The organism is Roseococcus sp. SDR (assembly GCF_019083995.1).
Lineage (GTDB): Bacteria > Pseudomonadota > Alphaproteobacteria > Acetobacterales > Acetobacteraceae > Roseococcus.
This window is the reverse complement of record NZ_JAHRCU010000016.1, coordinates 99169-121780: the sequence shown is the minus strand read 5'-3', so window position 1 is coordinate 121780 and position 22612 is coordinate 99169. Positions and strand designations below refer to the sequence as shown.

At 71.4% G+C, this 22612-nt stretch carries 23 protein-coding genes; 11 read left to right on the top strand and 12 right to left on the bottom strand.

The window, feature by feature from the left end:
• The coding region (locus tag KTR66_RS17715; protein ID WP_213614829.1) for a murein hydrolase activator EnvC at nucleotides 1-423 on the top strand (423 nt) is incomplete at its 5' end.
• Nucleotides 424-479: 56 nt separating this feature from the next.
• Nucleotides 480-947, top strand: coding sequence for a heme-binding protein (locus tag KTR66_RS17710; protein WP_213614827.1), 468 nt, complete (start codon nucleotides 480-482; stop codon nucleotides 945-947).
• 16 nt (nucleotides 948-963) lie between these two features.
• Here the strand turns inward: KTR66_RS17710 and KTR66_RS17705 are convergent, their stop codons facing one another.
• On the bottom strand, nucleotides 964-1596 hold the full coding sequence (locus tag KTR66_RS17705; protein WP_213614825.1) for a flavin reductase family protein: 633 nt from the start codon (nucleotides 1594-1596) through the stop codon (nucleotides 964-966).
• 173 nt (nucleotides 1597-1769) lie between these two features.
• On the opposite strand from KTR66_RS17705, the gene KTR66_RS17700 reads away from it, so the two are divergent.
• Nucleotides 1770-2036: a hypothetical protein gene (locus KTR66_RS17700; RefSeq protein WP_213614823.1), complete on the top strand. Its 267-nt coding sequence runs from the start codon at nucleotides 1770-1772 to the stop codon at nucleotides 2034-2036.
• Here KTR66_RS17700 and KTR66_RS17695 read toward each other — a convergent pair.
• From KTR66_RS17695 to KTR66_RS17660, 8 genes are all read right to left on the bottom strand, one after another.
• A complete protein-coding gene (locus tag KTR66_RS17695; protein WP_213614821.1) occupies nucleotides 2014-3726 on the bottom strand; it encodes an NAD(P)/FAD-dependent oxidoreductase in 1713 nt (570 codons plus the stop codon). The two genes, KTR66_RS17700 and KTR66_RS17695, sit on opposite strands and share 23 nt — an antisense overlap.
• Nucleotides 3723-4406 carry a hypothetical protein gene (locus KTR66_RS17690; protein WP_213614818.1) on the bottom strand — a complete coding sequence of 228 codons (684 nt, stop codon included), beginning with the start codon at nucleotides 4404-4406 and terminating at the stop codon, nucleotides 3723-3725. Before KTR66_RS17690 ends, KTR66_RS17695 begins: the two co-directional genes overlap by 4 nt.
• Nucleotides 4407-4427: 21 nt before the next feature.
• Nucleotides 4428-4772 (bottom strand): FKBP-type peptidyl-prolyl cis-trans isomerase, encoded by a 345-nt coding sequence (locus KTR66_RS17685; protein ID WP_213614816.1) that lies wholly within the window; start codon nucleotides 4770-4772, stop codon nucleotides 4428-4430.
• Nucleotides 4773-4862: 90 nt separating this feature from the next.
• Nucleotides 4863-5333: a hypothetical protein gene (locus tag KTR66_RS17680; RefSeq protein WP_213614814.1), complete on the bottom strand. Its 471-nt coding sequence runs from the start codon at nucleotides 5331-5333 to the stop codon at nucleotides 4863-4865.
• Between the two features lie 118 nt (nucleotides 5334-5451).
• Complete coding sequence (locus KTR66_RS17675) at nucleotides 5452-7545, bottom strand: hypothetical protein (RefSeq protein ID WP_213614812.1); 2094 nt, start codon at nucleotides 7543-7545, stop codon at nucleotides 5452-5454.
• A gap of 172 nt (nucleotides 7546-7717) precedes the next feature.
• Nucleotides 7718-10399: a DUF4159 domain-containing protein gene (locus KTR66_RS17670; RefSeq protein WP_213614810.1), complete on the bottom strand. Its 2682-nt coding sequence runs from the start codon at nucleotides 10397-10399 to the stop codon at nucleotides 7718-7720.
• Nucleotides 10396-11253, bottom strand: coding sequence for a DUF58 domain-containing protein (locus KTR66_RS17665; protein ID WP_249732228.1), 858 nt, complete (start codon nucleotides 11251-11253; stop codon nucleotides 10396-10398). Before KTR66_RS17665 ends, KTR66_RS17670 begins: the two co-directional genes overlap by 4 nt.
• Nucleotides 11246-12241, bottom strand: a complete 996-nt coding sequence (locus KTR66_RS17660) for a MoxR family ATPase (RefSeq protein ID WP_213614808.1) — start codon at nucleotides 12239-12241, stop codon at nucleotides 11246-11248. Before KTR66_RS17660 ends, KTR66_RS17665 begins: the two co-directional genes overlap by 8 nt.
• Before the next feature lie 91 nt (nucleotides 12242-12332).
• On the opposite strand from KTR66_RS17660, the gene KTR66_RS17655 reads away from it, so the two are divergent.
• The 5 genes from KTR66_RS17655 to KTR66_RS17635 are packed head-to-tail and all read left to right on the top strand — an operon-like array spanning nucleotide 12333 to nucleotide 16780.
• On the top strand, nucleotides 12333-12974 hold the full coding sequence (locus tag KTR66_RS17655) for a DUF1285 domain-containing protein (RefSeq protein ID WP_371819159.1): 642 nt from the start codon (nucleotides 12333-12335) through the stop codon (nucleotides 12972-12974).
• Complete coding sequence (locus tag KTR66_RS17650) at nucleotides 12971-13564, top strand: CoA pyrophosphatase (protein ID WP_371819158.1); 594 nt, start codon at nucleotides 12971-12973, stop codon at nucleotides 13562-13564. The genes KTR66_RS17655 and KTR66_RS17650 overlap by 4 nt, the downstream gene beginning before the upstream one ends.
• Nucleotides 13564-13818, top strand: a complete 255-nt coding sequence (locus KTR66_RS17645; protein WP_213614805.1) for a hypothetical protein — start codon at nucleotides 13564-13566, stop codon at nucleotides 13816-13818. Before KTR66_RS17650 ends, KTR66_RS17645 begins: the two co-directional genes overlap by 1 nt.
• A complete protein-coding gene (locus tag KTR66_RS17640) occupies nucleotides 13815-15017 on the top strand; it encodes a CCA tRNA nucleotidyltransferase (RefSeq protein ID WP_213614803.1) in 1203 nt (400 codons plus the stop codon). Before KTR66_RS17645 ends, KTR66_RS17640 begins: the two co-directional genes overlap by 4 nt.
• A 14-nt stretch (nucleotides 15018-15031) precedes the next feature.
• Nucleotides 15032-16780: an ABC transporter ATP-binding protein gene (locus KTR66_RS17635; protein ID WP_213614801.1), complete on the top strand. Its 1749-nt coding sequence runs from the start codon at nucleotides 15032-15034 to the stop codon at nucleotides 16778-16780.
• Between the two features lie 44 nt (nucleotides 16781-16824).
• Here KTR66_RS17635 and KTR66_RS17630 read toward each other — a convergent pair whose 3' ends face one another.
• Nucleotides 16825-17799 carry a tripartite tricarboxylate transporter substrate binding protein gene (locus KTR66_RS17630; RefSeq protein ID WP_213614800.1) on the bottom strand — a complete coding sequence of 325 codons (975 nt, stop codon included), beginning with the start codon at nucleotides 17797-17799 and terminating at the stop codon, nucleotides 16825-16827.
• A gap of 123 nt (nucleotides 17800-17922) precedes the next feature.
• Here KTR66_RS17630 and KTR66_RS17625 point away from each other — a divergent pair, with 123 nt between their 5' ends.
• Nucleotides 17923-18420 (top strand): MOSC domain-containing protein, encoded by a 498-nt coding sequence (locus KTR66_RS17625; protein WP_213614798.1) that lies wholly within the window; start codon nucleotides 17923-17925, stop codon nucleotides 18418-18420.
• Nucleotides 18421-18423: 3 nt separating this feature from the next.
• On the opposite strand, the gene gpt is transcribed toward KTR66_RS17625, so the two are convergent.
• Nucleotides 18424-18903 carry a xanthine phosphoribosyltransferase gene (gpt, locus tag KTR66_RS17620; RefSeq protein ID WP_213614796.1) on the bottom strand — a complete coding sequence of 160 codons (480 nt, stop codon included), beginning with the start codon at nucleotides 18901-18903 and terminating at the stop codon, nucleotides 18424-18426.
• Nucleotides 18903-19241: a tRNA-binding protein gene (locus KTR66_RS17615; RefSeq protein ID WP_213614794.1), complete on the bottom strand. Its 339-nt coding sequence runs from the start codon at nucleotides 19239-19241 to the stop codon at nucleotides 18903-18905. Before KTR66_RS17615 ends, gpt begins: the two co-directional genes overlap by 1 nt.
• A 115-nt stretch (nucleotides 19242-19356) precedes the next feature.
• Between KTR66_RS17615 and ggt the strand changes: the two genes are divergently transcribed.
• Both ggt and KTR66_RS17605 read left to right on the top strand, forming a co-directional pair.
• Entirely contained in the window at nucleotides 19357-20958 is a 1602-nt protein-coding gene (gene ggt / locus KTR66_RS17610) for a gamma-glutamyltransferase (RefSeq protein ID WP_213614792.1), read from the top strand.
• Nucleotides 20959-21113: 155 nt separating this feature from the next.
• Complete coding sequence (locus KTR66_RS17605; RefSeq protein WP_213614790.1) at nucleotides 21114-22610, top strand: amidase; 1497 nt, start codon at nucleotides 21114-21116, stop codon at nucleotides 22608-22610.
• Nucleotides 22611-22612 lie beyond the last annotated feature (2 nt).

The following is a 22612-nucleotide window of genomic DNA, read 5'->3' as shown; positions in this document are numbered from 1 at the left end:
CGGGCCGCGGCGCGCCGCCCGCCGGCTGAACCCGAACCACCGCCCCCGTCCTCGGCCGGGCCGTCCCAGCCCGTGGCCGGCCGGCTGGTGCGCGGGTTCAACAGCCCGGGCGAGGGCGGGCCGGCCAAGGGCCTGACCTTCGCCGCCTCGCCCGGCGCGCGCGTCACCGCGCCCTGTGGCGGCAGCGTCGCCTTCGCCGCCGCCTTCCGCAGTTATGGCCGCATGGTGATCCTGGATTGCGGCCAGGGGCAGCATCTCGTCCTGGCGGGCATGGAGCGGCTGGATGTTTCGGCCGGGCAACGCGTCCAGGCGGGTGAACCGGTGGGCGTCCTGCCGGGCGCCGGGAATCCCACCCTCTATGTCGAGTTGCGGCGGCGCGGTGAGGCGGTGGACCCGCGGCCGCTGGTCCGCTCGGGCGCTTGACGCACCGGGCCGGACGGGCCATCCGCGCGGCACAACAAGAGCCAAAGGATCGCGCCATGCCGCAGCCCGCCCACCCCGCCGCCGTGAACGGCCTGACCCTCGCCCAGGCCGAGGCGATCGCCGATGCCGCCCTCGCCAAGGGGCGCGAGATCGGGCTGCTGCCGCTTTGCGTCGTGGTGCTCGATGCCGGCGGCCATGTGAAGGTGACCAAGCGCGAGGATGGCGCGAGCCTGATGCGGCCCGAGATCGCCATGGGCAAGGCCTATGGCGCGCTCGCGATGGGCTTCGGCACGCGGGAGCTGGCGCGCCGCGCCCAGGCCATGCCGGGCTTCACCAATGCGCTGTCTGACCTCACGGGCGGCCGTGCCGTGCCGGTGCCGGGCGGCGTGCTGGTCCGCGATGCGCAGAACATCCTGCTGGGCGCCGTCGGCATTTCGGGCGATGCCTCGGCGCAGGACGAGGTCTGCTGCATGGCGGGCATCGAGGCCGCGGGCCTCGTTCCCGACAATGGCGATCCCGCCTGAGGCGTAACCAGCCGGGTCAGCGATCAGGCTGCCCCGGCGCGAAGGCCCCGCCATCGGTCGGGCGCAGCGCCTCGAACATCTCGGTGACGGCGGAATAGTCGCGATAGCCGCAGCGCGCGAGCGGCACCGCCGCCAGTGTGTCGAAGCGGCCATCGCGGAGATAGGCCTCGGCGATGTGCACGCCCACCACCTCGCCGATGATCATCCACCCCTCGAGCGCGCGGCCCGAGGCATCCCTCAACTGGAAGGATTGGGCCACGCGGCATTCGAGCGAGGCGGGCGAGGCCGCCACGCGCGGCGCCTTCACGATGCGGCAGGGGGCCGTCTCCAGCCCCGCTGCTTCGAACTCGCTCTCGCCGGCGGCCAGCGCGCCGGAGGAGATGTTCATCGCGTCGAAGAGCGGCCGGGTACAGAGGTTGAAGACGAACTCGCCGGTCGCGATCGCATTGGCCGCGCTGTGCTTCATGGTCTCGCTGGTGAAGCAGAGCATGGCGGGGCGGGAATGCACCGCGTTGAAGAAGCTGTAGGGCGCGAGATTCGGACGCCCCTCCGCATCCAGCGTGGAGATCCAGCCGATGGGGCGCGGCGCCACGATGGCCTTGAAGGGATCATGCGGCAGGCCATGGCCCAGGCGCGGTTCGTAGAACATGCAAAGCCTCCGAAACTGGCAGTCCCGCGCAATCTGGCCCCCGGCGCGGCCGCTGGGAAGCCGCTTGCGCGGAGCGGGAATCGGGCCCATCTCGTCGCCGCGCCAGGAGGTGGCGCGAATCCGCGTCAGGCATGGGGTGGCTTCCCCCGAAGGCCCCCTCAGGAGGATGAGCCGTGTTCAAGGTGCTGTATCGCTTTTCGGGCCATAACTACGCGACCCGCATGGAAGGCGGGGGGAAGTTCTCGGAGGGGCAGCTGCAGTTCCTCACGATCCCGCGCGTGGGCGAGCATGTGCAGATCCTCGACCACAAGAGCATGTCGATCGCCAATTCCCGCACGATCGACCCGCAGCACAACGGCACCTATGTGGTGGAGCGCGTGACCCACAGCCTCGTCGAGAACACGAACGAGATCGTGCTCAGCCTGCGCCGCGACTGGTGACGAGCCCGGCCTCGCGCGCCCCCTCCAGGAACTTGATCTGCATGGCGAGGAATTTCGAGTAGATCCGGCATTGCGCCAGGCTGCCGGCCGTGAACCACAGCCCTTCCTGCGCCGTGGGACGCCACATGTTGCGCAGCTCGCCGCCCGCATCGAAGCCCCAGACGGGGCCGATGCTCTCGGCCACCGCATCGCCCAGATAGGCGCGCACCGTCTCCTGCTGGTTCTTGTAGCCGGTGGCGAGCACGAGGAGTTCGGCCGGTACGACGCTTCCATCCTTCATGCGCAGGCCATCCGCCACGAAGCGGTCCACATCGGCGTATTGCAGCAGGCCGATCTCGCGCTGCGCGATGAGGTCCGAGCAGCCGACGTTGAAGTAATAGCCGCCGCCGCGCTCCAGATACTTCATCTGGAAGCCCATCGAGTCTTCGCCATTGTCGAGCCGGAACCCCACGGCGGCCAAGGAATCCAGTAGGGGCTGGTCAAGCTTGCGCGAATGCGTCGTGGCGCGGCGATAGGCCTCGCAGAGCACCGGATAGGGCATGGCGGTGGCGAGCAGGTCGCAATCGCGGATCGGCAGGCCTTCCGTGTAGATGGAATAGACGCGCTGCGCTTCGGCGAGGCTCACGATATAGGTCGGGCTGCGCTGGATCATGCTGACCTGCGCGCCGCTAGCGTGCAGGTCCTGCGCCACGTCATGCCCGGAATTGCCGGTGCCCAGCACCAGCGCGGGCCGGCCCTTCCAGGCGTGGCCCGCGACATACTCGCCCGAATGCATGATGGTGCCGGCGAAATCCTCGAGGCCCGGCAGCCGCGGGCGGATCGGGATGCTGCTGACGCCGGTGGCGAAGACGATGTGCCGCGGGCGCATCACGCGCGTCGAACCATCGGCGCGCTTCAGGGTCACCTCCCAGGCGTCGCCCATGCGCTGGCCCGAGACCAGCTCCGTGCCGGTCCAGAAGTTCAGCTCCATCGCCTCGACATAGAACTCGAACCAGTTGGCGAGCTTGTCCTTCGGGATGAAGACCGGCCAGGTGTCCGGGAAGGGCAGGTAGGGCAGGTGATTGACCGAGGTCTCGTTGTGCAGCGTCAGCGCGTGGTAGCGCTTGCGCCAATTGTCGCCCACGCGCGCGGCGCGATCCACGATCAGCGTGTCCACGCCCATCTGGCCGAGGCGGGCGGCGATGGAGAGGCCCGCCTGGCCGCCGCCCACCACCAGCACGGCGGGATCGTGATCGGCATAGGCGCGGGCGCGGTTGCGCTTGTCGAGCCAATTCTCGCCGCCGAATTCGCGGCTGTAGTCGGGCAGCTCGACCTGGCCTTGCCCGGCCATCTCCTCCAGCGCGGTGAGCAGCGTCCAGGCCCGGCCCTCTACCAGCCGCGCGACGCCGGAGGCCGCGCCGTGCTCCGCATCGAAGGCGAAGATCACCTCCAGGCACTCCACGCCGGCCCGCTGCACGCGGCGCGGGGGCGAGCGGGCCGGGTCGAGGCGGAAGTTTTCCGCCCGCGCGCCCTGGAGAGCCTGGGCGATGGCAGAGGCGCCTGAGACGGTGCGGATATCCCAGCCGAAGGCCAGCAGGTCCCGCCAATGGCCATCGGGTTGGAAGACGGCGCCGAGATCGCCCGCGGCGAGCGCCGCCTCGAAGGCACCCAGCCAGGCGGTGGCGGCGGCGCTGTGGTCCATGGCGTTCATGGCGTTCTCTCCCTCGTCGGGGCGGAAGCCGACAGCTTGGCGGGCGTTGCGTCAAGCCGCGCGGCCCAGGCCTGGAGGATCGCGGGATCGGTCAGCGCCACATGCCAGAGCGACGCGTCATCATGCGCGATGTGCAGCCAGAGCCCTTCGGCCGCGGGAACCGGTGGTTCGGCGCCGCCCGAGCCTTCCTCCGCGCCAAGCTTCCAGGCCCAACCGAGCAGCCGCGGCCAGGGCACCCGCGCCGCGACTCCCTCCTGAACGAGGACAAGAACCCGCGCCCCATCCGCCGACGGGATCATCGCAATTCCGCTCGCCATGATGCGCCCGCCCCGCCGCACCGCCGTGCCGTCGAAGAGCTGAAGCCGGGCCTGCAGGAACCGCGGCAGGGCGGCGGCGAGTTCCCGGGCCGCGCGACGTTGCAGCCAGGGCCAGGTGGCGTCGCGGAGGCCTCGGCCCAGGAGCAGCGCGCCCATGGCCGGCAGCATCAGCATCACCGGCCAGCCGCCCAGGATGAAGCCCACCCCTCCGACAAGGAGGAGGAGAAGGGGCGGCAGGGGATCGCGGGAGGGTGCGAGGAGGCGCGCGGTCACCACGCTGTCCTCCGGAAAGGCCACGGGCGGCTCCGCCGACCAGGCTTCGCCGGCGGCGGCGGCCTCCACAAGCGCCGCGAGCTGTTGCATCTCGCGGCGCATGGACGGGGTTCAGCCGACTTCGAGCAGTTCCACGTCGAAGACGAGCGTGGCGTTGGGCGGGATCACGCCGCCCGCGCCGCGCGCGCCGTAGCCGAGCTCGGGCGGGAGGACCAAGCGGCGGTGGCCGCCCACCTTCATGCCGACGACGCCCAGATCCCAGCCCTGGATCACATGGCCGGCGCCAAGCGGAAAGCGGAACGCATCGCCGCGGTCGCGCGAGCTGTCGAACTTGCGGCCCTTGTTCTCGGGCGCGGCGGCGTCATAGAGCCAGCCGGTGTAATGCACCGCCACGGGACGCCCAGCGGTGGCCTCGGGGCCCGTGCCCAGCGTCACGTCGGTGAAGAAGTCGGTCATGAGGATTCTCCAGATGGGGCGGGGGCCAGCTTCAACGCTGAGCGGGCCCCCGGCCCCGGGCTGTATCAGCCCCCTTGGCTTGGCGCCATTCTAGCGCGGGGCGATTTCCGAAATCAGGAGCTGCGCCGGCACGCCCGCGCCGCGGCCGTAATGGCCGATCCAGATGTCATACTGGCCGGATTGCGGGCGGTTGAAGACGATTCCCGGATCGGTGCCGCGGAAGTCGTCATTGCAGATCCACTTCCCATCCGGGAGGTTGATCACGAGCGTGACATCGCTGCGCGACGTGGCCGAGATGAAGAGCGGCAAGCCACCGCCGGCCCGGTAGTTCAGCCGGACATCGGGCGGTGTCGCGATGGAGCCGACACAGCCCGGACCACCGATGCGCTCGGCCGGGATCGTGCCGCCGGCGGTGATGTTCACGACCGTGGGGTCGGGCGCGAAGTTGAAGTTCAGGTTCAGCGTGCCGAAGGACGGGCGGCGGTTGAAATCCTGCGCGACGACGCTGCCCGCCGTCATGGCGAGGGCTGCGGCCGCGACGGCCAGGGCGCGTGGAAACATGGAAGGGGCTCCCTCAGGGTTGTTGGCGGGCAGGCGCTGACGCTTGCTGGCTGAGCCTCCATCGCCGCGCGCAATCTTGCAAGATGAAGCTTGCCGCCTCGTGAAGGGCGGGCAAGGTTCAGCGCGCCTCGCGCCGCCAGGCGAGAAGGGCCACCCCCAGCAGCAGGGGCAGCATCAGCCAGGGCGGCAGCAAGGGCAGGGCGGCGATTCCGGTCACGGTGTGATCCTCGCGCTTGCGCAGCCCGATCCAGCCAGAGCCCTGCGCATCCCGCCCGGCCGCCACGGCACGGACTTCCGGCACGCTCGCACCTTCGCCCACCCAGCGGGCCGCGCCTCCCGTCGCGTTCACCAGCGCCTGGAGCCGCGCGGGATCCGATCGAAGATCGTTGAACTCCGGTGGATTGGCCGGCATGGCGGCTGCGAAGGCCTGGCGGCGGCCGTCGCTCACCTGCCAGAGCCCGGGCGCTGCGGCCGCTGCCTCGGCGGTGGCGCGACCGCCGGTGCCAGCGGTGAGCGGCGCGCGGCTGGTGGTCCCGTCAGGCGCGGTGATCGTGACTTCGGGTGGGGCGCCGGCGTCCAGGCTGCGGCGTGCGATCTGCAGGCGGCCCGCCTCGATCCGCGCGGTCAGGTCCTCTTCCTCCAGCTCGGGTTCGCGCATGAGCCAATGTGCGGTGCGGCGGAGCAGCTCCTGCTGCGGCCCGCCGCCATCATGCCCGCGGGACCAGAGCCAGATGTGGTCCGACAGCATCAGCGCGACGCGCCCCTGGCCCACGCGGTCGAGGATGAGGAGCGGCGCGCCCGTTGCTCCTTCCATCAGCGTGGCGCCCGCGCGCGGCTCCGTCCGGATCGTGCGGTACCAGCGGCCCCAGCTGGGCTCCGTCGTCTCGGTGTTGCCGCCGGGCATGCCCTCGGTGACGGGGTGGCGCGCGCCCGCGCCGCTGATGCGGGGGCGATAGGCCTGCTCGATGATCGCCTGCTGCGGGTTGAGCGGGCGGGCCGGCAGCACGGCACCGAGTGGTGTGGCGGCCAGGCTCGTGGGCCCCACGAATTCCGGTCCGACGGAGAGCAGCAGCGCGCCGCCGGCACGCACATATTCCGCGATGTTGCGCATGTAGGTCGGCGGCAGGATGCCCCGATTGGCGAAGCGGTCGAAGATCACGAGGTCGAATTCGCGCAGCTTCACCTGGAAGAGTTCGCGCACCGGGAAGGCGATCAGCGCCAGCTCGTTCAACGGCGTCAGGTCGTCCTTCTCGGGCGGGCGGAGGATGGTGAAATGCACCAGGTCCACGCCCGGATCGGCCTTGAGCAGGCGCCGCCAGGTGCGCTCACCCGCATGCGGTTCGCCCGAGACGAGCAGCACGCGCAGCCGGTCCCGCACGCCGTTCAGCGTGACGACGACGCGGTTGTTCGCGTCGCTGACTTCGCCCGGCCGCGTCTCGGCCACGAGGTCGATGACGGAGGGGCCGGCGCGTTCGATCGGGAGCGTGATGCGGTGCTCGCGCCCGATGGGCACGGCTTCGGTGATCGGGGCGGCGCCGTCGCGGCGCAGCGTGAGTTGCGCCGTGCCCTCGCCGCCGCCGCGCACACCCAGGTCCTCGATGATGAGGCGCAGCTCGACATGACGGCCGACGATGCCGAAGCCCGGCGCCTCGATGAGGCGGATGCGGCGATCCGTCTCGCCCGCGCGGCCGGGCATCAGCAGGTGCAGCGGCACGCCCTCGCCCGGCGCCCAGGCGCCATCGGCCGGCACGTCATGCACCTGGCCGTCCGAGAGCAGCAGCACGGCGGCGAGGCGCGCGGCCGGAATGTCGGCCAGGGCGCGTTCCAGCGCCGCGAAGGCGCGGGTGCCCTGGTTGCCGCCTTCGGGGATATCCACCACGCGCAGTTCGACATCGCGCATGCGGCCGATCCGCGCCTCGATCTGCCGGCGCGCAGCCTCGATGCCGGCGGCGTGGGTGCTGGCCGCGCGCGTGCTGTCGCTGCGGTCCACCAGCAGCAGCGCGATATCCGGCCGCGTCTCGCGCGTCTGCTCCACGAGGCGCGGCTGGGCGAGCGCGCCGAGGATCAAGGCAAAGGCCAGCGCCCGCCACCACACGCCCCGCGCGCGCCGCAGCGCCGCCGGCAGCAGCGCGAGCAGGCAGAGCGCGGCGAGGGCGCCCAGCAGCCAGAGCGGCAGGATGGGTGCGAAGTCGAAGGCGAGCGAGGTGTTCAAGCGGCAGCCCCCCTCGCCATGCGCGAAGGCCTGCCAAGCTCAGGACGCCTTCGCAAGGTTCCGCCCCCCGAGACGGCGTGCGGCTCCGCCGCGCGCCCCGCGATGGCCCCCCAAGAAGGAGCGCCCATCCGGGGTCCCCGCAAAAGCGCGAAGCGATTTTGTGGGGAAAACATCAGTTTCCGAGCCTTTCCAGGATGGCCGGCACATGCACCTGGTCGCCCTTGTAGTTGCCGGTGAGCGCGTACATCACGAGGTTGGCGCCGAAGCGATAGGCGAGGATGCGCTGGCGGGCGCCGCCCGGCACCGCCGCATGCAGGTTCTGCCCGCGCGCATCCACCGCCCAGGCGCCCGCCCAATCATGCCCGCCGATGACGACGGGCGAGACGCTGTCATTCGCGCGGTCCTGCTCGCGGCTGACCCAGACGGTGCCGCCGGCGAAGCGGCCCGGCAGTTCGGCCAGCAGGTAGAAGGCGCGGCGCAGGACGTGCTCCTCGGGCACGGGCATGAGCGGCGGGATGGCGAGGCCCTGCGTCACGCGCCGCAGCGCCTGGCGCGCGCCGGGCGCGAAGCCCTCGCCCGAGCCCTCGTCGCGCGTGTCGAAGAGGATGATCCCGCCATTGCGCATGAAGCCGTTCAGCGCGGCCGTCGCGGCGGGGTCGAGCGCGGGGGCGTCGGGCCGGACGGCGAAATAGAGCAGCGGGTAGAAGCTCAGGTCGTCCCGGCCGGGCGTCACGCTCATGGGCTCGGCCAGCGTCGCGGCGGTGCGGCGATTCACGAAGTCGGAGAGGCCGACCAAGCCTTGGCGCACCGTCTCGTCCAGGGCGGCATCACCGGTCAGCACATAGCCGAGGCGGGTGACGAGCGCGGATTGCCCATCCTGCTCCTGCGCGAAGGCGGGTGTGGACACCAGCAGGAGCGCCAGCGCGGCCGCGCGGGCCGGCAGCAGCAGGCCGCGCAGCCGCAGCGAGACGAGCAGGTCCGCCGCGAGGATCAGCAGGGCAGCCGCCAGCAGCCAGGGGCCAAGGTCGCGCTCGGCCGGGATGGTGGCGATGGTGCGGAGCGTGGTGCCGGCCGGTGGCTGCGCGTGCAACGTGGGCGCAGGCAGGGTCTCGCCCAGGTTGACGGCGCGGCGATAGCCCTCGCCGCCCGCGGTGCCGTACCAGCCGGGCGGGTGGCGCGCGGAGATCACGACCTCGCCCGCGGCGGGCAAGGGCTGGGCGCCGGGCGGCGGCGGCACGGCGCGGCCAAAGCCGTCCAGCGCCTCCAGCGGCGCCAGCATCGCCTCGCCCTCGGTGCCGGCCACGCCGCCCGAGAGCGCCACGAGGCGACGCAGCATCTGCACGAAGAGGCCGGAGAGCGGCAGGTCAGACCATTCGGCGGTGGCCGTCACATGGAACAGCACGATGCGCCCGGCGCCGCGCGTCTCGGCCGTCACCAGGGGCGTTCCGTCGGCCAGCCGCGCCCAGACGCGCTCGGCCAGGCGCGGCGAGGGTTCGGCCAGCACCTGACGCTCGACGGTGACCTCGGCCGGCACGGCGAGGCCGGCGAAGGGCGAGCCCTCGGGGAAGGGGGCGAGCCGCTGCGGCTGCTCCCAGGAGAGGGAGCCGCCCAATTGCCGCTCAGCGCGGAGCTGCACGGGCAGCAGCGGGTCCGGCCGCTCGGCGAGGCGCGCTCCCGCGAAGCGGATCAGCAGGCCGCCCTGCTGCACGAAGCGGGTGAGGGCGGCGAGTTCCGGGCCATCCGCGACGGGCCGGTCAGCCAGGATGAGAACGGAGATGGGCCGCGCCAGCAGCCGCTCCACATCGCCGCGGCGCAATTCGGCGAAGGGGTTGAGCGCGCGCTCGAGGTAGAAGAGGTCGCCGATCAGGGGCGCGTCTGCCCCTTGCTCGGCGCCGGGCAGCAGGCCCACGGGGCGGCGGCGAAAGCGTTCATCCAGCAGGACCACGGCGCCAGGCCCGTTCTCCTCGGCGAGGTCGAGGCGATGGACGCGGTTGCGGATTTCGGTGGGCAGTTCCAGCACGGCCTGGGCCTCGGTGGCGCCAGCGCCGAGCGCGAAGCTGGCGCGGGCGAGGGCCCGGCCATCCTGGGCGCGCGCGATGAGATTCGCCTCGCCGGGGAGCAGCACGGGGGATTGGCGCAGCGTGGCGATCAGCCGGTCGCCCTCGGCGCGGGGCGGGGTGAGCAGACGCACCGGCCGCTCCTCGGCGCGGGCGAGGGTGAGGTTGGGGCCGAGGCGTGCCATCAGCGCCTCCGCTGCCACGCCATCGTGATGGGCGAGGCCGTCCGAGAGATAGAGGGCAGAGAAGCGCCCTGGCTCATTGCGCGTCCAGGCTTCGAGGGCGGCCAGCGCCGCCGCGCGCTCGGGCGGCCAGGCGCGCGGGCGGAGCGCGGCGAGACGTGGGGCGAGGTCGCCGGCCGGCATGGGGCCGATGACGCGGGGTGGGGCTGCGCCTTCGCCGGGCGCGGTGGTCAGCAGCGCGGCGGGCCTTCCCTCGCGCCCGGCGCGGTCCAATTCCGCCTGGGCGATGGCGATGCGCAGCGGCCAGTCGGGGCCGGAGGCCCAGCCATCATCCACCACCAGCAGCAGCGTGCCGGCGCCCCCGGCATCGCCGCCCGGCCCGAGGACGGGGCGTGCGAGGCCCAGGATGAGCAGGGCGGCGGCCAGGATGCGCATCAGCAGCACCCACCAGGGCGTGCGGGCGGGGGTTTCCTCGGCCAGCGGGAGATCGCGCAGCAGCATGGCCGCCGGGAAATCCATCCGGCGTGGCTGCGGAGGCGTCACGCGCAGCAGCCACCAGAGCAGCGGCAGGGCCGGCAGCGCCAGGAGCAGCCAGGGGGCGGCGAAGCTGATCATTGCGGGGCCAGCGCCAGCCACAGCGCCAGCAGCGCGGCATGCGGCGGGTGATCGGTGCGGTGCGTCGAGAAGCCCCAGCCGGCGGCGCGCGCCATGGTGGCGATGCCGGCACGATGCGCCGCGAGACGCTCGGCATAGAGCGGGCGGATGGTTTCGACGCGGGGGATCAGAAGCGGCGCCTCGCCCTCCAGCCCGTCGAAGCGGATGCGGCCGGCATAGGGCAGGGTCTCCTCGGCCGGGTCCATCACCTGCAGCATCTGGCCGCGCACCGGCCGCGCCGCGAAGCTGGAGAGCGCCGCCTGGATCTCGGGGATGGGCTGCAGGAAATCCCCGATCATGACGAGGCGCGCATGGCGCGGCACGGAGAGGTCAGGCTGTTCCTCCGCCTTGCCGCGCAGCAGCGCCATGGCCAGCGCCGGCAGGGCGGCGCGGCCCATGAAGGCGCGGCGATCGCCTTGCACCAGCCGCACCCGCTCGCCGCCACGCAGCAACAGGGAGGCGAGCGCCAGAAGCAGCAGGTCTGCGCGGTCCGCCTTGGTCTCCAGGTCACGGCCGGAGCGCCATTGCATGGAAGCCGAGGGGTCGCGCCAGAGCAGGACGGTCTGCGCGGCCTCCCACTCCGTCTCCCGCACGAAGAGGCGGTCGGCCTTGGCACTTTGCCGCCAATCCACGCTGGAGGCCGCATCGCCCGCCGTGTAGGGACGGAACTGCCAGAAGGCGTCACCGTGGCCGGAACGGCGCCGTCCATGCACGCCCTGCATCACCGTGGCGGCGATCCGCTCGGCCGCGACAACCAGGGGCGGCAGCCGGGCGGCGGCCGCTTCTGCGCGGGCGGGTGTGGCCGCCTCAGCCAAGGCTGGCCTTCAGCTCGGCGATCACATCGGCGAGCTTCACGCCATCGGCACGCGCGGCGAAGGAGAGCGCCATGCGGTGCCGCAGGACGGGGGCCGCCAGCGCCAGCACGTCATCCAGGCTCGGCGAGAGGCGGCCATCGAGCACAGCGCGGGCGCGGGTGGCCAGCATCAGCGCTTGGGCAGCGCGCGGGCCGGGCCCCCAGGCCAGGTTCTCCCGCACGCTGGGCAGGCCATCCGCGCTGGGCCGCGCCCCGCGCACCAGCTTCATGATGGCATCCACCACCTGTTCGCCCACCGGAATCCGGCGGATGAGCTGCTGGGCGGCGATCAGCTCCTGCGCCGTCATGGCCGGCGTGGCCCGCGCCTCGCTGGCGCCGGTGGTGGCCAGCAGCATGGCGCGCTCGGCCTCCTCGCTCGGGTAGTCCACCTCGACCTCCAGCAGGAAGCGGTCGAGCTGGGCTTCCGGCAGGGGGTAGGTGCCCTCCTGCTCGATCGGGTTCTGGGTCGCGAGCACATGGAAGGGCTCGGGGAGCGCCATGACCTGCCCGCCGATCGCCACCTTGTGCTCCTGCATGGCCTGCAGCAGCGCGGATTGGGTGCGGGGCGAGGCGCGGTTGATCTCGTCGGCCATCAGCAACTGGCAGAAGACGGGGCCGGGCAGGAAGCGGAAGGCGCGCTTGCCATCCGCCCCTTCCTCCAGCACCTCGCTGCCCAGGATATCGGCCGGCATGAGGTCCGGGGTGAACTGCACGCGGCGCTCATCGAGGCCCATCACCGTGCCCAGGGTCTGCACCAGCTTCGTCTTGCCAAGGCCGGGCACGCCCACCAGCAGCACATGCCCGCCGGAGAGCAGGGTGATGAGGACCTGGTCCACCACCTCCTCCTGCCCGAAGATCACCCGGCCGATGGATGCCCTCGCCTTTTGCAGGCGCGCACCCAGGGATTCGATCTCCATCATCAACGAATTGCTGTCTGCCACTTCACCCATGTGGTTGCTCTTCCCATATTGACGAGGTGCGGGGGGCGATGCTGCGCTGGGTGTCATCGCCGAACCACACGGTGGATCGCCAGGGAAGACTATGCCGCCCCATCGCCGGATCAAAGCATCGAAAATGACACCCGCCCCCGAATGGGCGCGCCGGAGTGATGATTCCGTGAGCAATACGTCTTGCGATGCCCCACAGCGACCACCCGCCGGCGCGAAGCGCGACTGTGGCAACCTGGACATGCGGATCGCGCGCGACGGCACCTGGTACTACAAGGGCAGCCCGATCGGCCGGAAGGAGCTGGTCTGCCTTTTCGCGAGCGTTCTCAAGCGCGAGGAAGACGGCAGCTACATGCTGGAGACGCCCGTGGAACGCGGGCGCATCGAGGTGGAGGATGCCCCCTTCATCGCCGTCGAGATGGTCTGGCGCGATTGCGAATGCGGCGGCGCCGTCCGCCAATGCCTGAGCTTCCGCACCAATTGCGACGAGGTGGTGCCGGCCAATGCCGATCACCCGATCCGCGTGCAGCTCTGCCCCCGCACGCGCGAGCCGCGGCCCTACATCATGGTGCGCCCGGGACTCGAGGCGAAGATCAACCGCGCCGTCTTCTATGAGATGGTGGCACTCGCCGTGACCGAGACGGTGGATGGGCGCGAGCTCATGGGCGTCTGGAGCGAGGGCGTCTTCTTCCCGATCGACGAGGCGGTGGCCGACCCCGTGCTGGCGGCGGAGTGAACGCGGCCTCGCTCCGCGCGCGGCTGAGCCATCCCGGTTTCCTCGATTCCCTGCCGCCCACCACCAGCGATGACGGCGTGCTGCCGGGGGTGAGCGCGATCAAGCCGGCGGCCGTGCTGGTTCCCCTCATCCTGCATGACGACGCGCCCTCGGTGCTGCTGACGCGCCGCGCCGCGCATCTGAACAACCATGCGGGCCAGGTGAGCTTCCCCGGTGGCCGCATCGAGGCCGGCGAGACGCCCGAGGCGGCGGCTTTGCGCGAAAGCGCCGAGGAGATCGGCCTGGATCCGAGCCTGCCGCAGCTCGCCGGCCGCATGCCGCGGCACCGCACCGGTACCGGCTATGAGATTACGCCCGTCATCGGCCTGATCGAGCCGGGCTTCACCCTGACGCCCGATCCGGCCGAGGTGGCGCTCGCCTTCGAATTCCCGCTGGCCACCCTGCTCGACCCGGACGCCCCCCGGCGCGAGCGCAAGGAGTGGAAGGGGCGCATGCGCGAATACTGGGTCTGGCCGCATGGCGAACATTTCATCTGGGGCGCCACGGCCACCATCCTGGTCAATCTGGCGCGCGGCCTGCGGGAGGCCTGATGGCCGTTCTGCTGGAGTTCTCCCTCTTTGCGCTGCCCTTCCTGGCCTACCTGCTCTGGTGGAGGGTTGCGGGCCGCAAGCCGGGGCATGAGCCCTCGCGCCGGATCGTCGTGCTGGCCGCCATCGGCGTCGTCTGCGGTGTGGCGGGGGCCATCTACTACGGCCTCTCGCGCAGCTTCGAGCGTGGCGAGCGCTATGTGCCCGCGCGGATCGAGGGCGGCGTGATCACGCCTGGGGAGGGCGTCTCCCGATGAACCTGCCCGCCTATCTCCGGGCCGAGGGGCCGCAGCGCGTCTTCGCGGCGCTGCCCGGCGCCCGCGCCGTGGGCGGCTGTGTGCGGGACGAGTTGGCCGGGCTGCCGGTGCATGACCTCGACATGGCGGCCCCCTTTCCGCCGGAGGTGATCGCCGAACGGCTCGCCGATGCTGGCTTCCGCGTCTTTGAGACGGGGCTGAAGCACGGCACGGTGACGGCGGTTCTGGGCGGCAAGCCCATCGAGGTGACGTCCCTGCGGCGCGACGTCACCACGGATGGCCGCCACGCCGAGGTCGAATGGACCACCGACTGGAATGAGGATGCGGCACGCCGAGACTTCACCATCAACGCCATGTCCATGGGCGGCGATGGCGTGCTGCACGACCCCTTCGGCGGCCAGGCGGACCTTGCCGCGCGGCGCGTGCGCTTCGTCGGCGAGGCCGACCAGCGCCTGCGCGAGGATTATCTCCGCGCACTGCGCTTCTTCCGCTTCCAGGCGCGCTATGGGGGCCCAGTGCCCGATGCCGAGGCGGTGCGCGCCATCCGTGCCGCCGTTCCCGGCCTCGCGCGCCTTTCGGCCGAGCGGGTCTGGAGCGAGATCAAGCGGCTGATGGCGGCGCCCGACCCGCGCGAGGCGCTGCGCCTGATGGCCGCGACCGGCGTGCTGCCCGCCGTGCTGCCCGAGGCGGGGGAGGCTGCGCGGCTCGATTTCGCCCAGGCGCGTGGCATTTCTGATGTGATCCTCCGCGTCGCCATCCTGCTGCCGGTCGGCACCGACATCACCGCGCTCGCCAGCCGGCTGCGCCTTTCAGGCGAGGAGGCGGCACGGCTGCGTGCGCTTCATGCCATCGCCGACGCGCCGGCCCCGGCGGAGCGTGACGCCGACGCTCTGCGCCGCTTCGCCGCCCGCGCCCGCATCCGCAGCGAGGCCGCCCTGCCGGGCGAAATCCTGCTGGTGGCGGCCGCCACCCATCCGGACGCCGACTACGCGGGCCTGCTCGAGGCCATGCCCCCCCGCCTTGGCCCGGCGTTCCCCCTGCAGGGGCGCGATGCCCTGGCGCTTGGCCTGCCGCATGGCCCGCGCATCGGCGCGCTGCTCGGCGCCGTTCGCGATTGGTGGCTGGAGGGCGGCGCCAAGGCCGATCACGCCGCCTGCCTGGAGCAGCTCCGCCAACTGGCCCTCGGGGAGACTTCCTGATAGCGGGTCGCCCCATGAGCAAGCCCGCCGCCTCCCTCCCGCTGATCCGCCGCTTCTGGCGGGAGCATCTGTTCGAGCAGAAGAAGCGCCTGGCGCTGGCCGTGCTCTTCACCATCGGCCTTGCGGGCATCACCGCGCTCTATCCCATCATCATCCAGCAGAGCTTCGACAAGTTCGGCCAGGGCGACACCAGCGTGCTTTGGATGCTGCCGCCGCTCATCATCCTGGTGACGACGCTGCGCGGCGGCTTCATGTATCTGCAGCAGATCACCATGCAGGGCGCCGTGCTGCGCAGCATCGAGCATCTGCAGAACAGCCTCTTCGTGGCGCTGACCCGCGCCGATTACGCGACGGTGGCGGCAGAGGCGCCGGCGCGCCACGCCAGCCGCTTCACCACGGATGCGACGCAGATCCGCGAGGCGCTGACGCGCAGCGTGAACGGCATGGGCGATGTGCTGACCATCATGGGCCTGGTCGCCTCCATGATCTGGCTCGACTGGGAATTGGCGCTGATGGCGGCGCTGCTCTACCCCATCGCGGCCTGGCCCATCATCACGCTCGGCAAGCGCATCCGCCGCGCCTCCTCCGGCATGCAGGACCGCGTGGGCGAGACGAACGCGCTGCTGAACGAGAGCTTCGCCGCCGCCCGCGTGGTCCGCACCTATCGCCTGGAAGGCCAAGAGGAGAGCCGCGCGCAGAAGGCCTTCGCCGAGCTGCGCGCAAGCCTCTACCGCATCACCTCGACCCGCGCGCGCGTGGATCCGATCCTGGAGGTCCTGGGCGGCCTGACCGTGGCGCTGGTGCTGGGCTTCGTGGGCTGGCGCGTCTCCAGCGGCATGGGCACGGTGGGCGAATTCACCGGCTTCGTCGCCGCGGTGCTGATCGCCGCGCGGCCGGTGCGCTCGCTGGGCTCGCTGAACGCGGCCCTGCAGGAGGGCCTGGCCGGCCTCGCGCGCGTGTTTTCCATCATGGATGAGAAGCGCCACATCACCGAGGCGCCGGACGCCGTGGCGCTGCCCGCCGGCAAGGGCGAAGTGGTCTTCGACCGCGTGGCCTTCCGCTACGCCGGCAGCGCGGCGAGCGCCATCACGGAGCTGAGCTTCACCGCTGAGCCCGGCCAGACGGTGGCCCTGGTCGGCCCCTCGGGCGCGGGCAAATCCACGGCCATCACCCTGCTGCCGCGCCTCTTCGACGCGACGGGCGGGCGCATCACGCTGGACGGCACCGATCTGCGCGCGCTGAAGATTGCCTCGCTGCGCGACGCCATCGCCTATGTGGGGCAGGAGGCGGTGCTCTTCGACGACACGGCCTTCGCCAATATCGCCTGCGGCCGCCCGGGTGCGACGCGGGCGGAGGTGGAAGAAGCCGCGCGCGCCGCCCAGGCGCACGGCTTCATCGCGGCGCTGCCGCAGGGCTACGACACGCCGCTCGGCCCCTCGGGCGGCCGGCTTTCCGGCGGGCAGCGCCAGCGGGTCAGCCTGGCCCGCGCCCTGTTGCGCAACCCGCGCGTCCTGCTGCTGGACGAGGCGACCAGCGCGCTGGACGCCGAGAATGAAGCCGCGGTGCAGGCGGCCCTCGAGACGCTGCGCGCCGGCCGCACGACGCTCGTCATCGCGCACCGCTTGGCCACCGTGCAGAAGGCGGACCGCATCGTGGTGATGGAGGAAGGCCGCGCCATCGAGCAGGGCACGCATGCCGAGCTGATGGCGATGGACGGGCTCTACGCCCGGCTGGTGCGGACGCAGGCCTTTGTCGCGGAGTGAATGCGAGAGGGCGCTGCCCTCTCGCACGCTCGGATCTTTGGCTATCAGGCCGCGACGATTCCCTCGGCGCGGGCCATGGCCACCCAGTGGTCGCGGAAGCCCGCCACGAAGCGCGTGAAGTCCGCGCCGTAGAGGGCCGGGCTGCGCGGCGTGGAGGCGAATTCCGCGAGCCGCGCCTGGATGGCGGGTGTCGCGGCGATCGGCGGCACGGCGGCGATGATGCGCTCGGCGATGGCAGTCGGCAGGCCGCGCGGCGCGCTGATGCCGATCCATTGCGTGTGCGTCGCCTGGCCATAGCCCAACTCGGCCAGCGTCGGCACATCGGGGAAGCCCGGAACCCGCGCCTCGGAGGAGGTGGCGAGCATGCGCAGCGAACCGTCGCGCAGCTGGCCGACCAGCGTGGTGATGGGCGCGTTCAGGCAGTCGATCTGCCCGGCCATGAGGTCCTGCAGCGCCGGCGCCGTGCCGCGATAGGGGATGTGATCCAGCTGCGTCGCCCGCGCGGCCCGCGCCACCACGGCGCCCGTGATGTGCTCGGCCGAGCCCACGCCCGAGGAACCGTAGCGCACGGGGCGCGTGCGCGCCGCCTCGAGCAGCTGCGCCATGCTGGTGAAGGGCGAGCGGCCGAGCACGACGGTCACGGTCGGCGCCTCGGCCAGCAGGGCGAGATGGGTGAAATCGGCCACCGGGTCATAGGGCATGCTGGGCAGCACGCCCGGCGCGAAGCCGAAGGGAATGGCGTGCGAGACGGCGAGCGTGAACCCATCCGGCGCTGCCTTGGCGACCACATCGGCGCCCAGCGTGCCCGAGGCGCCGGTGCGGTTCTCGACAACGACGGAGGTGCCGAGCGCCTCGCCGAGCGGCGCGGCGTAAAGGCGCCCGATGGCGTCCGCGAGACCGCCCGCCGGGAAGCCGGCTACGAAGCGGATGGACTGGCGGTTGGGCCAGGCGGCCGTCTGGGCCTGGGCTGCGGCTGCGGCGAGCAGGGCCGGGGCGGCGAGGAAAAGGCGACGTTGCATCAAATTCAGGCTCCTGAAGGCGGCGTTGCCTGCCCCGCGCGCCATCCGGTTTATCCGAGCGGGACGCTGGGGCATTCGCCGCGAGGGGGAGCAAACGGCATGCCGCGCGGGTAAGGTGGCGGCATGCGTCCCCCGCCCGACTCCCTCATGGCTCGGCTGCTCGATGCGCCCATGGCCCCTGGCCGCCTCGCCTGGATCGGCTTGCGCCCGGCGCGGCGCGCGCCCGTGCGGGCGGTCGAGACGGCGATGCTGGCCCCCGGCCAGGGCCTGGAGGGCGATCGCTGGAAAGGCGCGGCCACGGGCGGGCGGCAGGTGACGCTCATCGCGGCCGCGCACCTCGCCGCCATCGGTGCCTTCCTGGGCCGCGCGCCCCTTCCGCCGGAGCCGCTGCGCCGCAACCTCGTCATCGAGGGCGTGAACCTGCTCGCCCTGAAGGGCCGCCGCTTCCGGCTCGGCGCCGCCCTGCTGGAATACAGCGGCGAATGCCACCCCTGTTCCCGCATGGAGGAGGTGCTGGGCCCCGGCGGCTACAACGCCGTGCGCGGCCATGGCGGCATCACCGCGCGCGTCATCGAGGGCGGCGTGATCCGGCTGGGCGAGGCGCTCAGCCGGGTGGAATAGGGCCTATTTCGCGACCTGGCCCTTGGCGATGGGCGGGATGAACTGCGCTTCCGTGTCCCAGGGGAAGAGGATCCAGGTGTCCTGGCTCACCTCGGTCACGAAGGTGTCCACCAGCGGCTTGCCGGCGGGCTTGGCGTAGATCGTCGCGAAATGGGCCCTGGGCAGCATGGCGCGCACCACCTTGGCCGTGGTGCCGGTGTCCACCAGGTCATCGATGATGAGCCAGCCCGCGCCGTCGCCCGCCGCGGCAGGCGGCTTCTTCACCTGCGGCTCGCCTTTCTTTTCCTCGTCATAGGTGACGATGCTGACCGTCTCGATGATCCGGCATTCCAGCTCGCGCGCGATGATGGCGGCCGGGATCAGCCCGCCGCGGGTGATGGCCACCACGCCCTTCCACGGGCCGAGCTCGAGCAGGCGCCAGGCCAGCGCCTTGCTGTCGCGGTGCAGCTGGTCCCAGGTGACGGTGAAATAGCGCTGCGCCATCAGAACATCCTTCCGCCATCGGGCACGTGCAGATCGGGCTTGAGCAGGACGACCGCGCCATTCTCGTCCGGCACGCCCAGCACCAGCACCTCGCTCATGAAGGGGCCGATCTGGCGCGGCGGGAAATTCACCACGGCCACCACTTGCCGGCCGATCAGACGGTCCGGCGAGTAATGCACCGTGATCTGCGCCGAGCTCTTCTTCACGCCGAGCGCGCCGCCGAAATCCACCCAGAGCTGGATGGCTGGCTTCCTCGCCTCGGGGAAGGGCTTCGCCTCCACGATGGTGCCGACGCGAATGTCGACCTTCTTGAAATCGGGGTAGGTGATCGTCTCCATCGCCGCGCGCTATCCCATTTCCGCCCGGGAGGCGAGAGGGGGCCGGGTTCCCTGAGAGCCCCGCTTCGGCCAGAATAGGCACGAAACGTTCTGCCTTTTTGAGGAAATCTCCCCGATGCGCGACTTACACGCCCCCGGCCGCAGCCCCGTCATCGCGGCGCGCGGGATGGCCGCCACCTCCATGCCGGCGGCGACGCTGGCCGCGCTCGACATCCTCCGGTCGGGCGGCAATGCCATGGATGCGGCCATTGCGGCCGTCGCGGTGCTGGGCGTGATCGAGCCGCAGAGCACGGGCATCGGCGGCGACTGCTTCTGCCTCTACAGCCCGGCGGGCACCGGGAAGGTCTATGCCATCAACGGCTCGGGCCGGGCGGGCCAGAACTACTCGATGGAGAAGCTGCATGCGGCGGGCGTGACCTCGCTGGTGGACACCAGCCCGCATGTGGTGACCGTCCCGGGGGCCGTCTCCGCCTGGGAGGCGCTGAACGCGGCGCATGGCCGCAAGGGCCTGGACGTGCTGTTGCAGCCGGCCATCCGCTTCGCGGAGGAAGGCTTCCCCGTGCTGGAGCGCGTGGCGGCGGACTGGGCCGATGCCAAGGGCAAACTCGCCGCCAATGAGGCCTCCTCCCGCCACTACCTCAAGAACGGCGCTGCCCCGCTGGAAGGCGACACGATGCGCTTCCCGGCGCTGGCGAAGACGCTGCGCGCCATCGCCGCCAAGGGCGCGCGCGGCTTCTATGAGGGCGAGGTCGCGGCCGACATCGTGAAGAGCCTCAACGCGCTGGGCGGCATGCAGACGGAGGAGGATTTCGCCAACGCCCTGCGCGGCGCCGAATTCGTCGAGCCGATCAAGCGCGCCTGGAAGGACATGGAGATCTACGAGTGCCCGCCGAACGGCTCTGGCATCGTGACGCTCATGATCCTCGGCATGCTCGAGACCTTCAAGGCGCCGGAAGCGGGCCCCATGTCGGCCGAGCGCCTGCACCGCCACATCGAGGCCGCGCGCCTCGCCTATCGCGACCGCGACACCTGGATCGCCGACCCGGCCAAGGTGGAGGTGCCGGTCGAGACGCTGCTCTCCGACGCCTATCTGCACGGCATGGCGAAGAACATCAGCGACGCGAAGGCGATGGGCGAGCTGCCCTGGTCCGACACGCTGATGCCCAAGCACAAGGACACGGTGTACCTGTGCGTGGTGGATGAGGAGGGCAATGCCTGCTCCTTCATCAACTCGCTCTTCAAGAGCTTCGGCTCGGGCATCCTGGCCGAAGGCTCGGGCGTCATGCTGCAGAATCGCGGCTTCGGCTTCCGCATGCAGGAGGGGCACCCGAACTGCATCGCGCCGGGCAAGCGCCCGATGCATACGATCATCCCCGGCATGGCGATGAAGAATGGTCGCGCGGTCATGCCCTTCGGCGTGATGGGCGGGCATTTCCAGCCGATGGGCCAGACGCTGCTGCTGACCAACATGTTCGACTACGGGATGAACCCGCAGGCGGCACTCGACGCCCCGCGCCTCTTCCCCGAGGACGGCAAGATCCAGGTCGAGCGGCACATCCCGGCCGAGACGGTCGCGAAGCTCAGTGCGCTGGGCCATGTCTGCGAGCCGATCGCGAAGCCGCATGGCGGTGGCCAGGCCATCTACATGGACCATGAGCGCGGCGTGCTCATCGGCGGCAGCGATCCCCGCAAGGATGGCTGCGTGCTGGGGTATTGAGGAAGTAACGGCTGGGGCGGTGTCCTGCCAGGATGCGTCCGCAAGGCGGACGCCGCGCCCAGCCCAGGTTTGCCACCAGAGCGCGCCTGTGGCGGCGCGCAGCCCAGCCGCCGGAGGCGGCGCCCGGCGCTTGAGGGCGCGAAAAGGAGACGGCCTTGACGGAACCCTGTGATCTGACCGCCCTTGAGGCCCGCCGGATGATCGGCGCGAAGAAGCTCTCCGCGGTCGAGCTTCTCGATTCCTGCCTCAAGCGCATCGAGGCGGTGAACCCCGCCGTGAACGCGATGACGGCGATGGATGTGGAGGCCGCGCGCGCCACCGCCAAGGCCGCCGACGCTGCGACCATGAAGGGCGGGCCGCTCGGCCTGCTGCATGGCCTGCCGCTCGGTATCAAGGATCTGGAATCCACCAAGGGCCTGCGCACCACCTGGGGCAGCCCGCTCTTCGCCGACCATGTGCCGGATCATGACGAGGGCATGGTGCGCCGCCTGCGCGAGTCGGGTGGCGTGGTCCTCGGCAAGACCAACGTCCCGGAATTTGGCCTGGGCGCCAATAGCCGCAACGTGGTCTGGGGGGCGACGGGCAATGCCTTCAACCCGGCCTACAACGCGGCCGGCTCGTCGGGTGGCTCGGCCGTGGCGCTGGCCACCAACATGATCCCGCTCGCGACCGGCAGCGACACCGGCGGCAGCCTGCGCAACCCGGCGGCCTTCAATGGCATCGTCGGCTATCGCCCCTCGAGCGGCCTGGTGCCGAGCGAGCGGCGCGGCCATGGCTGGTCGCCCTTGCCCATGCTGGGCCCGATGGCGCGCAACGTGCCCGACCTCGCCTTCATGCTCGCTGCCATGGCGAGCGACGACGTGGCCGACCCGCTGGCCTACAGCTTCCCAGGGGTTGCGATGCGCGAGCGGCCGGAGCTGTTCCATCCGGTCCAGCCGGCCGATCTCGCTTCCATGAAGCTCGCCTTCACCGAGGATTTCGGCCTGGCCCCCACCGAGAGCATCGTCCGCCGCGCCTTCCGCAAGGTTGTGGCCGCGATCGCGCCGATGTTCGCCCGCGCGGTGGAAGCGACGCCGGACGTGTCGGGCGGCGACGAGGCCTTCGAGGTGCTTCGCTCGGTGAACGTGCTGGCCGCGCATGGCGAGAAGGTGGACAAGACGCCGCACCTGTGCGGCCCCAACATGCACGCCAATGTCGAGGAGGCGCGGCGCTACACCTTCGCCGACAATTCGGCGGCGCTGACGCGGCAGACGCAGATCTACCGCAACTTCCAGGCCTTCTTCGCCGAGCATTCGGTCCTGATCAGCCCGGCCATCTGCTGCTCGCCCCGGCCCTGGCGCGAGCTCTATCCCGCGCTGATCGACGGCAAGCCGGTGCGGACCTATTTCCACTGGCTCAGCCTCGCCTACTACGTGACGCTGACGGGCCACCCGGCGATGAGCCTGCCCGTGGGCGTGGACGAGAAGGGATTCCCCTTCGGCCTGCAGATCGTGGGCCCGCGGGGCGGCGATGCCGTGGTGCTGCAGGTGGCGGCCGCGATCGAGGCCGCCTTTGCGGGCGATGCCGAGTTCGGCCGGCCGGTGCCGGATGTGGCGGCGCTGGCCAAGGCGCCGCCGATTGCCAGCATGGAAGCCTTCAAGACCTGGGACTGACC